General features: G+C 36.8%; 14 protein-coding genes. All 14 read right to left on the reverse strand.

Going from position 1 to position 13412, the window contains the following annotated elements; all coding sequences use genetic code 11:
• Nucleotides 1-30: 30 nt before the first annotated feature.
• The 14 genes from era to MHB55_RS11905 all read right to left on the reverse strand — a co-directional run bounded on the left by era (nt 31) and on the right by MHB55_RS11905 (nt 13400).
• Nucleotides 31-951 (reverse strand): GTPase Era, encoded by a 921-nt coding sequence (gene era, locus MHB55_RS11840; protein WP_144535884.1) that lies wholly within the window; start codon nt 949-951, stop codon nt 31-33.
• Nucleotides 935-1345: a cytidine deaminase gene (locus MHB55_RS11845; protein WP_144535882.1), complete on the reverse strand. Its 411-nt coding sequence runs from the start codon at nt 1343-1345 to the stop codon at nt 935-937. The genes era and MHB55_RS11845 overlap by 17 nt, the downstream gene beginning before the upstream one ends.
• Nucleotides 1346-1359: 14 nt before the next feature.
• Nucleotides 1360-1725 carry a diacylglycerol kinase family protein gene (locus MHB55_RS11850; RefSeq protein WP_144535880.1) on the reverse strand — a complete coding sequence of 122 codons (366 nt, stop codon included), beginning with the start codon at nt 1723-1725 and terminating at the stop codon, nt 1360-1362.
• Complete coding sequence (ybeY, locus tag MHB55_RS11855) at nt 1712-2197, reverse strand: rRNA maturation RNase YbeY (RefSeq protein ID WP_144535878.1); 486 nt, start codon at nt 2195-2197, stop codon at nt 1712-1714. The genes MHB55_RS11850 and ybeY overlap by 14 nt, the downstream gene beginning before the upstream one ends.
• A 20-nt stretch (nt 2198-2217) precedes the next feature.
• On the reverse strand, nt 2218-4326 hold the full coding sequence (locus MHB55_RS11860; protein WP_340863276.1) for an HD family phosphohydrolase: 2109 nt from the start codon (nt 4324-4326) through the stop codon (nt 2218-2220).
• A gap of 189 nt (nt 4327-4515) precedes the next feature.
• The gene (locus tag MHB55_RS11865; protein ID WP_144535874.1) at nt 4516-5472 is read right to left on the reverse strand and encodes a PhoH family protein; all 957 of its coding nucleotides are present in this window, start codon (nt 5470-5472) and stop codon (nt 4516-4518) included.
• Nucleotides 5469-6578: a sporulation protein YqfD gene (locus MHB55_RS11870; protein ID WP_340863277.1), complete on the reverse strand. Its 1110-nt coding sequence runs from the start codon at nt 6576-6578 to the stop codon at nt 5469-5471. The genes MHB55_RS11865 and MHB55_RS11870 overlap by 4 nt, the downstream gene beginning before the upstream one ends.
• A 289-nt stretch (nt 6579-6867) precedes the next feature.
• Nucleotides 6868-7320 carry a hypothetical protein gene (locus tag MHB55_RS11875; protein ID WP_144535869.1) on the reverse strand — a complete coding sequence of 151 codons (453 nt, stop codon included), beginning with the start codon at nt 7318-7320 and terminating at the stop codon, nt 6868-6870.
• Between the two features lie 27 nt (nt 7321-7347).
• The gene (gene floA / locus MHB55_RS11880) at nt 7348-8334 is read right to left on the reverse strand and encodes a flotillin-like protein FloA (RefSeq protein ID WP_186318093.1); all 987 of its coding nucleotides are present in this window, start codon (nt 8332-8334) and stop codon (nt 7348-7350) included.
• An 11-nt stretch (nt 8335-8345) separates the two neighbouring features.
• Nucleotides 8346-9674 (reverse strand): NfeD family protein, encoded by a 1329-nt coding sequence (locus MHB55_RS11885; RefSeq protein WP_445678234.1) that lies wholly within the window; start codon nt 9672-9674, stop codon nt 8346-8348.
• Between the two features lie 165 nt (nt 9675-9839).
• Nucleotides 9840-10013, reverse strand: a complete 174-nt coding sequence (gene rpsU / locus MHB55_RS11890) for a 30S ribosomal protein S21 (RefSeq protein ID WP_004227078.1) — start codon at nt 10011-10013, stop codon at nt 9840-9842.
• 102 nt (nt 10014-10115) lie between these two features.
• Nucleotides 10116-10787 carry a deoxyribose-phosphate aldolase gene (gene deoC / locus MHB55_RS11895; RefSeq protein ID WP_340863278.1) on the reverse strand — a complete coding sequence of 224 codons (672 nt, stop codon included), beginning with the start codon at nt 10785-10787 and terminating at the stop codon, nt 10116-10118.
• A 516-nt stretch (nt 10788-11303) separates the two neighbouring features.
• On the reverse strand, nt 11304-12644 hold the full coding sequence (gene mtaB / locus MHB55_RS11900; protein WP_144535863.1) for a tRNA (N(6)-L-threonylcarbamoyladenosine(37)-C(2))-methylthiotransferase MtaB: 1341 nt from the start codon (nt 12642-12644) through the stop codon (nt 11304-11306).
• A gap of 15 nt (nt 12645-12659) precedes the next feature.
• Entirely contained in the window at nt 12660-13400 is a 741-nt protein-coding gene (locus tag MHB55_RS11905) for a 16S rRNA (uracil(1498)-N(3))-methyltransferase (protein ID WP_340863279.1), read from the reverse strand.
• Nucleotides 13401-13412: the final 12 nt, after the last annotated feature.

Genomic DNA, 13412 nt, shown 5'->3' on the forward strand with positions numbered 1-13412 from the left:
CCTTCTAAGCTTGCTCTATAAGTCCCATTCTTAATATTCGTCTTCTCTAAAACCATAGTCTCTTAAGTGGGCGGATTTATTGCGCCAATCCTTTTGTACCTTCACCCATAGCTCTAGAAATACTTTGGTTCCTAATAGCATTTCTATGTCATGACGCGCTCTTGTTCCAACCTCTTTAAGAAGAGCACCTTTTTTACCAATTACAATACCTTTTTGGGAATCTCGCTCTACAATAATTGTAGCCATTACACGAATCATATCTTTATCTGTGTCTTCTTCTTTTTTAATTTTATCTATCACTACTGCAATTGAATGTGGAATCTCTTCCCTTGTTAAATGTAATACCTTTTCTCGTATTAACTCAGAAATAATAAATCTCTCTGGATGATCTGTTACTTGGTCAGCTGGATAGTATTGTGGGCCTTCCGGCAAATACGATTGAATCGTCTCTAGCAACCTTTCCACATTATTACCCTGAAGAGCGGAAATTGGAACGATCTCAGCAAAATCATATTTGTCTTTATAAGACTCAATGATTCCTATCAAATCATCTGGATGCACCTGGTCAATTTTGTTAATAACTAAAAATACAGGTGTTTCATTTTTTTCAAGCAAATCTATGATAAACTCATCACCTTTACCTCTTGGCTCTGTAGCATTTACCATAAATAATATTACATCAACCTCGCGTAATGTGTTTTTAGCAACCTTTAACATAAAATCTCCAAGTTTATGCTTTGGTTTATGGATACCGGGCGTATCGATAAAAATCATTTGACTTTCATCTAAAGTAAGAACCCCTTGTACCTTATTTCGAGTGGTTTGAGGCTTATCACTCATAATTGCTATTTTCTGACCGATAACACGGTTTAAAAAAGTAGATTTCCCTACATTTGGACGTCCAATAATTGATATGAAACCTGATTTAAAACCTTCATTGTTTTGCTGCATAATCTAAATCCTCCGTTGTAAAAGCTCCTGGTAATAACTCAGATACAGTTGTTTCTGTTACATTTCCTTTTAAATTTGTTAAAAATACTGGCATATCCGCATCGCAAAATTCAGCTAAAACTTGTCTACAAGCTCCACAAGGAGAAATTGGCCCCTCGGTGTCACCGGAAACAGCAATAGCAGCAAAGTTCTTTTTGCCTTCAGAAACGGCTTTAAAAATTGCTGTTCTTTCTGCACAGTTTGTTAATCCAAACGACGCATTTTCAATATTGCAACCTAATATGATTTCACCGTCAACAGTTAGTAGAGCTGCACCTACTGGGAATTTTGAATAAGGAACATATGCTTCATTTCTCGCTGCTATAGATGATTCTAATAATTTCTCTTTATCCATGATGAACACACCTTTTAAAATAAGATTACCGACCATTTCGGTATAAATATGATTAAACCTATAATTACTGTGCAGATTGCATAGACTAGACAAGCTCCAGCAGCAATATCCTTTGCCTGCTGAGCTAATAGATGATAGTCAGGTGATACAAGGTCTACAACCCTTTCAATCGCCGTATTAACCAATTCTATCATGAACATCCCAAAAATGAGCATGACAATAATGATCCACTCCCATTTAGAGAGCCCGGTGAATATACCCGCTAACGAAACTATACCTGCTGCCAGTAAATGTAAGCGAAAGTTTTGTTCTGTTTTAACAGCCTGTAATACTCCTTGTGTAGCATAGACGAATGACTTACCAAATTTATGAAAGTTCATGGCCTTCACGCTTTAAACCAAAAGCTTGTAAAATATTTTCCTGTAAACCAAACATTTCCTTTTCCTCTTCTTCTGTTCCATGATCGTACCCTAGCAAATGTAAAAATCCATGAACAGCTAAGAAGGCAAGCTCTCTTTCAAAAGAATGTCCATACGACTCTGCTTGCTCCGTTGTACGTTCTACTGAAATAACTATATCTCCAAGCAATGTAGGAAGGTCTGCATCTTTTATTTCTATTTCTCCTTCACCCATTTCTTCCATTGCAAATGAGATTACATCTGTAGGCATGTCTTTGTTTCGATAGTTTTTATTGATTTCTTGAATTACATCATTAGTTACAAAAGTGACACTAACTTCACTTCCATCTTTTACATGTAATTGATCTGCTGCTGATTGAAGTACTTTCTCAACTAATGCAACTGCTTCTTCGGATAATGTATTTGTTTCGTCCATTAAATCCATTACTAGCATGTTTGTTTACTCCTTACTGATTATTTGGGGTATTCTATTCTGGAATGGAATGTACCATTCATCGTTGAACAGAAACTTTCCTCAATTTTCTTTATTTCCTTGAATGATAAATCGCATTCATCAAATTGTCCATCAATTACCTTATCTTTAATAATTGATTGGATTAGGCGGTGTATTTTTTCTGCATTCGGTTCCTTCATTGAGCGAACAGCAGCTTCTACGCTATCAGCTACAGAAATAATAGCTATTTCCTTTGTTTGTGGCTTTGGACCAGGATACCTAAAAGATCCTTCTGCAATATTCGGATTCATTTCTTTTGCTTTATGATAAAAGAATTTTAATAGGCTTGTGCCATGATGCTGCTCAGCAACATCAATAATTTCTTTAGGAAGCTTATTTTTTTTTAAAATGTCTGCTCCATCTACTGCATGAGAAATAATAATATCCTTGCTTGCCTCCGGCGATAGATTATCGTGCGGATTATAACCATTAACTTGGTTTTCTATAAAAAATCCTGGACGATTAGTTTTACCGATATCGTGGTAATAGCAACCAACTCTAGCAAGTAAGCCATTCGCCCCTATAGCCTCACAGGCCGCTTCTGCTAAGTTTGCCACCATTAGGCTATGATGATACGTACCAGGTGTTTCTGTCAGTATTTTCTTTAACAAGGGATGATTTGGACTGGAAAGTTCAATCAACCTCATAGTGGAAAGTATACCAAAAGCTGACTCAAAAAAAGGCAAAATACCAAGAGTAAGTGCACCTGATAACACTCCAGAAACTAATGCTGCCCCGATATAGAATGCAATATCTGTAAACTCATAAGTGGTTTTGGTCATCAACAAATAAAATAATATAAACGTTAAATTAACTGAGGCCACTATTAAGCTTGAACGCAGAATCTGTGAAGTGTTATACATATGCTGCATAGCAAAAATGCCCGCTATCCCACCAAAAAGTATGTATAACGCCACTTCCATTTGAAAAATATTCGTATATCCCTCTTGAAAAATAATACCAGCATAAGCAGCTACGACAAAATTAGAAATAAAGGCTGCTCGTTCATTGACTAATATATAAACTAACATGGATACCATAGCAGTCGGGAACAAAAATGCAATAATGATATCAAAATTGTACGCTACTGATTGTAGCACTTTCATCATCAACACGGATACAATAACACTAAAAGCCACAACAATCAGATTTTTTGCGTTGTGAAGGTTAGATTCTTTTACACGAATTGTTTGTCCAAAAAGAACCCACATCGTAAGTAAAACAAATAGCGATACACCTATGTATGGCTTATAGGATGATTTGTTTGTCAGCATACCTAATAACTCTAGTTGACGATATACCTCTTTACTAACGATTTCACCTTTTTGTACAAGTATTTGACCTTGTAAAATTCTTGTAGGCTCAACACTGGCCTTAGCTTGTTCGATACGTTGATCGGTTAATTCATCATTTTTTATTTCTGTCGCTATTATGGAGCCACGAGCAATTGATATGAGGACATTCGTTACGTCATCAGGAAAATTAAATGTAGTACGTACTTTTTGAACGACTTTATCTCTTTCTATGGCCAAGTTTTCCGTTCGGATTGGTTCATTTAAAGTCTCTTCTACTAAAACCGGCAGCTTTTCTTTCGCCTCGTTAAGCGTAGCGGGATTTTGCTTTAGTAATATGTTTAAAGCATCATCTGTCAAAGGCACAAAGCTGTCATTTTCTGTTAGCACGTTCATCTCTTTTTTTAGTTTTTGTAAACTTTCAACTGCTGATTCAGGTTCTTCCGGGGAAATCTCTCCTTTTACATCTAATACACTGTCAAAGATAGATTCGGCAATTGTGGATTGATTTTCTGCCGTTTCTTCTTGAAATTGGTATACAGGAGATACTTCAGCAGCCGCCCTTTCTTTTTCCTCCTCCGTCTTCACAGGATCTTCCATTGTTTTTACGGATCGAATAGTTTCAGGGGCTAAATTCATTAAAGATATATCGTATGTATTTTCTTGTACGCTTCCTTTTATTAATAGGAACATACTGATAGAAGTTAGAAGGATAATAATTATAGGGAGGTATTTATTTTCTCGCCATCTTTTCCATTTCATTATTAACGACTTCATCCATTCATCCCCTTGCTCTACTATTCTCTTTATTATACCTTATATACAAAACAATTGGACAATTAATCTATTAAGAGTGTTATAGCTTTAAAAAAGGTTAGCATGAATGTAAATATATATCTTTAGGAAAACGTATGTGAATCAGTAAACAAAAAACAGCCGTCTATTATTGACAGCTGTTTTAATATATTATTGATTTTCTTCATATGCAGAAATAATTTTAGCTACTAGAGGATGACGTACTACATCCCCTTGCTCTAAATATTGGAAATGGATTCCTGAAACTTTATGAAGAATTTTTTCAGCAACAATTAGGCCTGACTCGGCACCCTTCGGTAAATCGATTTGGGTTTTATCTCCAGTAATCACCATTTTAGATCCGAAGCCTAGGCGGGTTAAAAACATTTTCATTTGAGCTTTTGTTGTATTTTGAGCTTCGTCCAAAATCACAAATGCATCATCTAAGGTTCTCCCACGCATATAAGCAAGAGGAGCAATTTCTATAGTTCCTCGTTCCATTAGGCGATCTGTTTGTTCTGTACCTAACACATCATGCAAAGCATCATATAACGGGCGTAAATAAGGGTCTACCTTCTCTTTTAGATCTCCAGGTAGAAATCCTAGACTTTCACCTGCTTCGACTGCTGGACGTGTTAAAATGATTCTCTTAACGTGTGCATTTTTTAAGGCTTGTGTTGCCATTACTACAGCAAGATAGGTTTTCCCAGTTCCCGCTGGCCCGATTCCAAATGTCAAATCAGAATGTCTAATACCTTGAATATACTCTCTTTGACCAATTGTCTTCGCTCGAATTGCTTTCCCTTTTGTATTCCGAGCAATCTCTTCATCATAGAGGCTTGCGAAATACTCAATAGTTCCATTAATGCTCATTTCAATTGCAGTTGAAACATCACGAAGGTTAATATTAATACCTTTTCTAATTACAAGTAGTAGCTGTATGATTAACTGTCTTGCATCTTCCACATTTTGTTCTTCTCCAGCAATTTGTATCAACTCGCCTCTAGTAATCAACTGCACCTTTAGCTCTTCTTCAATAAGCTTAATATTTTTATCTGAAATACCTAGCAGCATAACTGCTTCGGTTGGGTCTTGCAGATTAATGTCTAGTTGTTTTTGTTGGCTCATGTGTCGTCTCCTTGGGGTATAACTTGTGGTGTTGCAATATTTTCATTTATTAGTAATAATATCTTCCCTTTCACTTTATCATTTTCAATAGACATCTGTAAAACTTTATCTTCTAATATTTGAGTGCCAATAGGTAATTCATTCATGATTTTTTGAAATAATAAAGGACGTACTAGATGTTTAACTGATTCCTCATTTAGATCATACGAAACCACCTCACTACCTTGTACATACCCTGCTTTAAAATAAGGCTGCAAAAACCGTGGCATAGCTATTTCCTTCCAAAAGTAATTCTTATCATCTGTCTTTTTTTGAATGAGCACTTCTCGGGTTGTAGGCTTTATGATAGTGACCTTTCTTGGAAGTTCAAAGTTAAGCTCTATCCAATAGCTTGCGTACACTTTACCCTCAGCACTTGTAATTATCCGTTTGTCACCTTGAGTAACAAATCCATTAACAAGAATATCACCTTTTTTAACTGAAGTATTTTTTTCTACCGCTCGTACCCCTTTTACTAATTCAAAGTCTGTAATTACTCCACTTCTTTTAGCGATAAGATGAGATGGCGGTGCATTTTTTACTTCTCGCTCATTTGTTACCGGGGCAAGCATAGGGGTGACTGTTAAAGTTGAACCAGATTGAGTAAAATGAATCCAAGAAAATTCCTTATGCTTCAGTAGAAGTTTCTGCCTAATTTCTTGTTCAGATGGTAATGAAGAAATAAGCATCCTTTCTTTAATTTTCATTTCCTTTAGCTGTTCCGTTATCATGATGTTACTCTCTGGCGTATATGAATCAATGTTGACCTTCCATATAAATTGTGCAAAGATCAGCGGTATTATGAAAAAAAAGATTACCCCAATAATGGAATAAGAATATATGGAAATGGTGCCGCTTGTTGTTTCGTCCTTTAGCTTTACAGGAAGTTTCATCGTTTTTCGTATTTTCCTAAATTGCTTCAAATCTTTTTTCTGAATGGAGAAGAACAAACTATCCTCCGTGCTATAAACTCGATACACTTCGATATCGTGAGACAATAATTTCTGAAACAAAACAAACTGATCAGTGGTGCTTGCTAATTGGATACGTACTAGTTGTTTTGACATTAGCCGTTGTCCTTCCTAGTAAGTTTAAAGCACTGGAGTTTATCTACCTGAAGATGAAGGCGTTCCATTGACATCGACTTTATAAATAATCGTTCAGCTTGTATTTCTAGTAGATGATGATTGTAGGAACAGACTAACTCCGTATCTGATAATCGAAGAAGCGAAATTTCATAATCTAAAATAATGTCATCAAAATTATCAATCACAATACTCGCGTGGAGTGGAAATAATTGTTTGATAAAAAACACCCCTTTACATGAATTTATGCATGTAAAGGGGTGTTCATGATTTATCTTTTTGATTTTGGAGGAGCTAATATCTCCGATAAAACTATAGCACGCATAAGCTCTTCTTTTGTATCGGGCATAATATTTTGAACAACCGACTTTTTAGTGGCATTTTGTTGGCTGACTTGATGCACGGAAAGACGGCCAGTTGACCTCGGAACACCTTGGTCTCTTCCTATTTCCCTTCCGACCTTTTCTATAACCGGAGGAGCATCTACCCGTATTTCTTTAGGTACAGAAAGAGGTTTTCTTTCCATTTTGGTTTGTTGCTCCTGTTGAAACTCTTTCGCTAATTCCCCTAAGCTTTTAAAAGGATTTTGAGCAACCGGCTTTTGCTGTGGAGCCCTTTGTATATTGGGCTGTGCAGGCTTAGGTGCAGGTTTTTCTTCCTGCTTCTTTCTTCCAAACAATGAAGTAAGAATAATAATTATTAAGGGTAGTATTAAACCTTCCAAGGAGAAGTCCTCCTTTCTGCGCTAATACTAGTCTTTTAACTCATCAGTGGAAGGTTTATCATTTCCAACCTTGCTGATAGAGTCTCTCATACCAGTATCTGCTTTGATGTTGTTATAATTCATATAATCCATAACACCCATATTACCTTCGCGTAAAGCTTCAGCCATTGCACGTGGCACTTCTGCTTCTGCCTCTACGACTTTAGAGCGCATCTCTACAACTTTCGCTTTCATCTCTTGTTCTGAGGCTACTGCCATTGCACGACGTTCTTCTGCTTTAGCTTGAGCAATCTTTTTATCTGCTTCTGCTTGCTCTGTTTGTAATTCAGCACCGATGTTTTTGCCGACATCAACGTCCGCAATATCAATCGATAGAATTTCAAATGCTGTACCAGAATCTAGCCCTTTAGACAGAACTGTTTGTGAAATTAAATCCGGGTTTTCTAATACGCGTTCATGGCTTACACTCGAACCAATTGTACTAACGATACCCTCACCAACACGAGCTACAATTGTTTCTTCACCAGCACCACCGACTAAACGGTCAATATTGGCACGAACTGTAATACGTGCTTTTGCTTTTACTTCGATACCATTCATCGCAACACCTGCAATAAATGGTGTTTCAATTACTTTCGGGTTAACGGACATTTGTACTGCTTCTAGTACATCACGGCCTGCTAAATCAATTGCTGCTGCACGTTCAAATGATAACTCAATATTTGCACGATGTGCAGCGATAAGCGCATTGACAACTCGGTCAACGTTACCACCAGCTAAGTAATGGCTTTCTAACTGATTGATAGTTACATTCAATCCAGCCTTATGTGCTTTAATAAGAGGATTTACAATACGAGATGGAATTACTCGACGTAATCTCATACCTACTAGTGTAAAAATACTAATTTTAACTCCTGCTGCAATAGCTGAAATCCATAATGCTATCGGGAAAAATGTTAAAAATACCGATAATAGGATGAAAGCTATGACAATTATTACTATTGTACCTATCATGCTACCACTAATCATTGTGTTGCCTCCCCTTCTCTTGCTTCTCGAACAACTATTCGAGAGCCTTCAACCTTAATAATAACCACTTGCTTATCCTTTCCGATAAAACTTCCGTCGGATACAGCATCGATGCGCTCGTTCTCAATACGTATAGTCCCAGAAGGTCTAAGCGGTGTCATCGTTTCAGCTATTTTTCCAACTAAATCTAAACGATTATGATTGGACACATATCCTTTTTCAGTAGTAGTTGCATCCGTCAAAATCATTTTGTTTAATAACCTAACCTTTTTTCCGAAGAATTTCACAATAATCACCATTCCTATTATAGCTACTGTTATTGCTATTAAAACCGCAACGCTCATATAAAAAAGATTACCACCTGCTAATATTATGCTATATAATATAGCTACTAAACCTAATATACCAATAATCCCACCAGGAATAAAGAATTCGGCTATTACTAGCAGGATTCCCAGTGCCAGTAAAACAAAGGTTTCATATCCTGCTAATCCTGCTACAAGATGCCCGTAAAAGAATAGACCTAAAGAAAGTAAACCTACCGTTCCAGGTACTCCAAAACCTGGGGAATATAACTCTAGGATTAGCCCTAAGCTTGCAAGAGATAATAAAATCGGCACTACTACTGGGTTAGTAACAATTCTTGCTAGCGTTTCTACAAAAGCTTCCTTTGTTTCAACTACTTTCGCTCCTGTTAAATTGCTTTTTGTAAGCAATTCATCAAAAGTAGCAACCGTTCCCTCTGAATAACCGACTTCTATTGCTTCTCTTGCTGAAAGCGTTAACAATTGTCCTTCTCCCGCTCTGTACTCAGGAAGATCAACAGACTCGTCTGCCATCGCTTGAGCATAAATAGGTTCTTTGCCGGTTCTTTCAGCTGCATTTCTCATTTTAGCCTTCCAGGCACTAGTTGCCTTCATGTCAGCAGCATTTCCGGCGCTATCAATAACTGCTGCTGCTCCCATCGACCCATTAGGTGACATATAAATCTCGTCTGTGTGTAGAGCTAAATAGGCTCCAGCCGATAATGCCTGCGAATTAATATAGGCTATTTTCCTAATAGGTGTTGAATCTAACAAATTCACGATTTTCTCTGCCGAGTCTACGAATCCACCAGGAGTATTTATATCAAAAATTATAGCATCTGCTTCTGCTTCCTCCGCTTCCTTTATAGACCTTTTTAAGAAAGCATATAAGCCGTCTTCTACTTCTTCGTATATAGGAACCTTATAGACAGTCTGAGTGTCTGCTGAAAAAGAGGGTACAACCATTGCAAATGCGGCAAGTAATAAGCAAAAAGAAATAAACAGCCGCGCTAATCTCACACTTAAACCTCCCTTCTTCTATATGTATATTACTGTTTACGGTTGAAAATCAAAAAAGTTTCAATAAATTAAAATAAACCGAGAAAATAAATTTTCTCGGTTTACATAATTGTAAATTTTAATCATACAGTACGTGTTTTGAACGTAGGGATGGTTGGGATTAAATTACCACTTACGTTTACGTGCAGCTTCTGATTTCTTTTTACGTTTCACGCTTGGTTTTTCATAAAACTCGCGCTTTCTAACCTCTTGAATTGTACCACTTTTAGATACAGTACGTTTGAAGCGGCGAAGAGCATCTTCAAGCGATTCGTTTTTGCGAACGACAGTTTTTGACATCTCTCTTTCCCTCCCTCCGAACACACGTCAGTACATAACCAAGTGTTATGTACTAAAAAATTATACCGTATAATAAAGTCTTGGTCAATACTTTGGCATTAATTAATAATCAGATTTACTTTCTAATCCGTTTACAATCTCAACACCAGAACTTGCCCCTATTCGAGTAGCTCCTGCATCTACCATCGCTTCAAGATCTTCAAGGCTTCGAACTCCACCAGAAGCTTTGACACCAAGGTCTGGTCCAACTGTTTCACGCATGATTTTCACTGCGCTGACTGTTGCTCCTCCAGTAGAAAAACCAGTAGAAGTTTTGACAAAATCTGCCCCAGCAGTTTTAGATAACTCACTAGCTTTAATAATTTGTTCATCCGTTAACAAGCAAGTTTCTAAAATTACCTTCACTATTGCCTTGCCTTTTGCAGCATTAACTACTGCTTCTATGTCTTTTTGGACATAATCATAATCTTCATCCTTTAAAGCACCTACATTGATAACCATATCAATTTCTTCAGCACCGTTATCGATAGCATTAGTTGTTTCGAAAGCTTTAACTTCACTAGTAGTAGCTCCTAATGGAAAGCCAATAACTGTACAAACTTTAGCAGGTGAATTTTTTAATAAAGATGCGCTTAATTTTACCCATGAAGGATTTACACAAACAGAAGCAAAGTTATATTGTTTCGCTTCCTCGCAAAGTTTTTCAATTTGTGTTTTTGTTGCGTCTTGTTTTAATAGAGTATGATCTATTAATGCGGCTATGTTTTGTGTCATCATATAAACTCCTTCCAGTTGTACGTACCTCTTAATATTACTGATAAAAACAAAAAAAAGCTAGTGTGAAAGCCATACTAGCTTCAGACTGTAAACAAAACAAATAGTTTTTTTATTTTTACTACATAATATGTAATCGTCGATTTTAGTTTCAGGCGTCTTGCTTTTCACAGGCATGGGCAAATCCGGATGCAACGGATCCGCGAGCTGTCCGCTTAGGATTCTTAGCTCCTTCCACTTCAGTGGCGAGAGTTTGCACATCAATAAGTGTTGAATTTCTAAATCTACTAATACGTTAGGTTTAACGTGTTAAATATCATGAGGACAATAAACCAAATCAATGACCTTGAACACATGCTACCGATTGAGCAGTTTGACCGTCTGACTTTTCGTAGATACTACTAACTCTTAGAGTTCAGGGGAGATATGAACTCAATTATCTTCAAAAATGACAAAGTACCCCGAGAATTGAACTCTCAGGGTACTTTGTCTAAGGTTAGAAGCTTAGTATGAATGTCACACTAGTTCTTTTACTTCTTCTAATATTCGTACAAACTGTCCTTCATTTTGTGGATATCCAGCCCGTGTTATTTTTACGCGCACTAATTTACCTATTAACTCTTCTGTACCTGGAATAATAACTTTTAAGTAATTATCTGTATATCCTTCTACAAATGACTCTCCTGATTCATTGTTTACTACTTCCTCAGGAATAATTTCAAGTACCTCATCTTCGAAACGAGAAGCATAATCTACCGCCAATTGGTCATTCAGTGTTATTAGGCGATGAACACGTTCATTTTTAATCTCTTCATCTACTTGGTCTTCCATTCTAGCTGCTGGTGTACCAGTACGTTTTGAATATGGGAAAACGTGCAATTCAGAGAATCTTTGGTCACGGATAAAGTTATATGTTTCCATAAATTCTTCTTCCGTTTCTCCTGGGAATCCTACAATTACATCTGAAGTGATTGCTAAATCGGGAAGAGCATCTCTTAGGCGATCCAAGCGATTAGCGAAGAATTCCATCGTGTATTTACGACGCATTCTTTTAAGAACAGTATCGGATCCTGATTGTATAGGAATATGCAAATGCCTCACTACAATCTTAGATTCTTTTAATACATCAATCACTTCGTCTGATAGCTGACTTGCTTCGATGGAACTAATTCTTAAACGTTTCAAGCCCTTAACATTCATCTCAATATCTCGTAATAATTGAGCTAAATTATAGTCCTTTAAATCTTCTCCATATCCACCAGTATGAATACCAGTTAACACGATTTCTAAATACCCTGCATCAACCAGTTGCTGGGCTTGTCTTACTACTTCTTGAGGGTCTCTGGATCTCATCAAACCACGAGCCCATGGAATGATACAAAATGTACAGAAATTGTTACAACCTTCTTGGATTTTCAAGGATGCACGAGTACGGTCAGTAAATGAAGGCACATCAAGCTCTTCATATACACGATTTTTCATAATGTTTCCTACTGCATTGATCGGTTTACGCTCCATTTTATATTGTTCAATATAACCAAGCATTTTCGTACGTTCTTGAGTACCGACAACAATGTCTACTCCTGGAATAGCCATAATTTCAGCAGGAGAAGTTTGAGCATAACATCCAGTAACACAAATAACAGCATCAGGATTTTGACGAATAGCACGTCTAATGACCTGTCTGCTTTTTTTGTCTCCTGTATTCGTTACAGTACAAGTATTTATAACATACACATCAGATTTTTTTTCAAAATCCGTACGTTCATAACCATTATCCTTAAACAGTTGCCAAATAGCCTCTGTTTCGTAATGGTTTACTTTACAGCCTAATGTATGGAATGCAACGGATGACATATCCTTACACCTCTTTCATTCATATTCATAGGAAATTGCAGCAAGCGCATATAATGGCGCCGTTTCTGTTCTTAAAATTCTAGGTCCAAGTGCGATAGGTTTAAAATCAATTTCTAATAATTGTCTTACCTCTTGTCTGTCCAATCCACCCTCTGGACCAAAAACAATCAGTATCGATTGTTTATCATACACCTTTTTTAATTGGTCGGCAAACTTTTGTCGTTCTGTTAGTTTAGCATCTTCTTCATCTGCTACAAATTTAACATCATACTGTTTAGCAATTTCTAAAAGTTCCAACATCGTTACAGGATTATGTATCTGTGGAATAAAAGATCTATGCGATTGCTCTGCTGCTTCTTTAGCAATTTTTTGAAGTCTGCCAATCTTTTTATCATTTTTTGCTTTATCCCATTTTACAATAGATCGCTTTGCTTCAAATGGGAAAAGTGAATGCATACCAAGCTCGGTTCCCTTTTGAGTTATAAGTTCCAGTTTGTCTCCTTTAGGTAGCCCACAAACAATTGAAACTTGCAAAGGCATTTCGTTTGTAACTTTCAGCTTTTCAACTACTTCTAGCAATACTTCTTTAGAGGTCCCTTGTACAATCGACATAATATAAGTATCTTTTTCACTTACTATATATACATGGTCACTAGGAGACATGCGCATCACCTGAATCATGTGATGCGCGTCTTCTCCAGTTATAGTAATAGTATTATTTTGGTCTACAGGCTCTTTTGTAAAATAACGTTGCAAGATAATTACCCC

The sequence above is a fragment of the Psychrobacillus sp. FSL K6-1267 genome (assembly GCF_038003265.1).
GTDB classification, from domain to species: domain Bacteria; phylum Bacillota; class Bacilli; order Bacillales_A; family Planococcaceae; genus Psychrobacillus; species Psychrobacillus faecigallinarum.

What these genes read in the sequence shown, in the direction of transcription:
- era (WP_144535884.1), bottom strand. Translation starts at nt 951, where the DNA reads ATGCAGCAAAACAATGAAGGTTTTAAATCAGGTTTCATATCAATTATT.
- MHB55_RS11845 (WP_144535882.1), bottom strand. Translation starts at nt 1,345, where the DNA reads ATGGATAAAGAGAAATTATTAGAATCATCTATAGCAGCGAGAAATGAA.
- MHB55_RS11850 (WP_144535880.1), bottom strand. Translation starts at nt 1,725, where the DNA reads ATGAACTTTCATAAATTTGGTAAGTCATTCGTCTATGCTACACAAGGA.
- ybeY (WP_144535878.1), bottom strand. Translation starts at nt 2,197, where the DNA reads ATGCTAGTAATGGATTTAATGGACGAAACAAATACATTATCCGAAGAA.
- MHB55_RS11860 (WP_340863276.1), bottom strand. Translation starts at nt 4,326, where the DNA reads ATGAAGTCGTTAATAATGAAATGGAAAAGATGGCGAGAAAATAAATAC.
- MHB55_RS11865 (WP_144535874.1), bottom strand. Translation starts at nt 5,472, where the DNA reads ATGAGCCAACAAAAACAACTAGACATTAATCTGCAAGACCCAACCGAA.
- MHB55_RS11870 (WP_340863277.1), bottom strand. Translation starts at nt 6,578, where the DNA reads ATGTCAAAACAACTAGTACGTATCCAATTAGCAAGCACCACTGATCAG.
- floA (WP_186318093.1), bottom strand. Translation starts at nt 8,334, where the DNA reads ATGATAGGTACAATAGTAATAATTGTCATAGCTTTCATCCTATTATCG.
- rpsU (WP_004227078.1), bottom strand. Translation starts at nt 10,013, where the DNA reads ATGTCAAAAACTGTCGTTCGCAAAAACGAATCGCTTGAAGATGCTCTT.
- deoC (WP_340863278.1), bottom strand. Translation starts at nt 10,787, where the DNA reads ATGACACAAAACATAGCCGCATTAATAGATCATACTCTATTAAAACAA.
- mtaB (WP_144535863.1), bottom strand. Translation starts at nt 12,644, where the DNA reads ATGTCATCCGTTGCATTCCATACATTAGGCTGTAAAGTAAACCATTAC.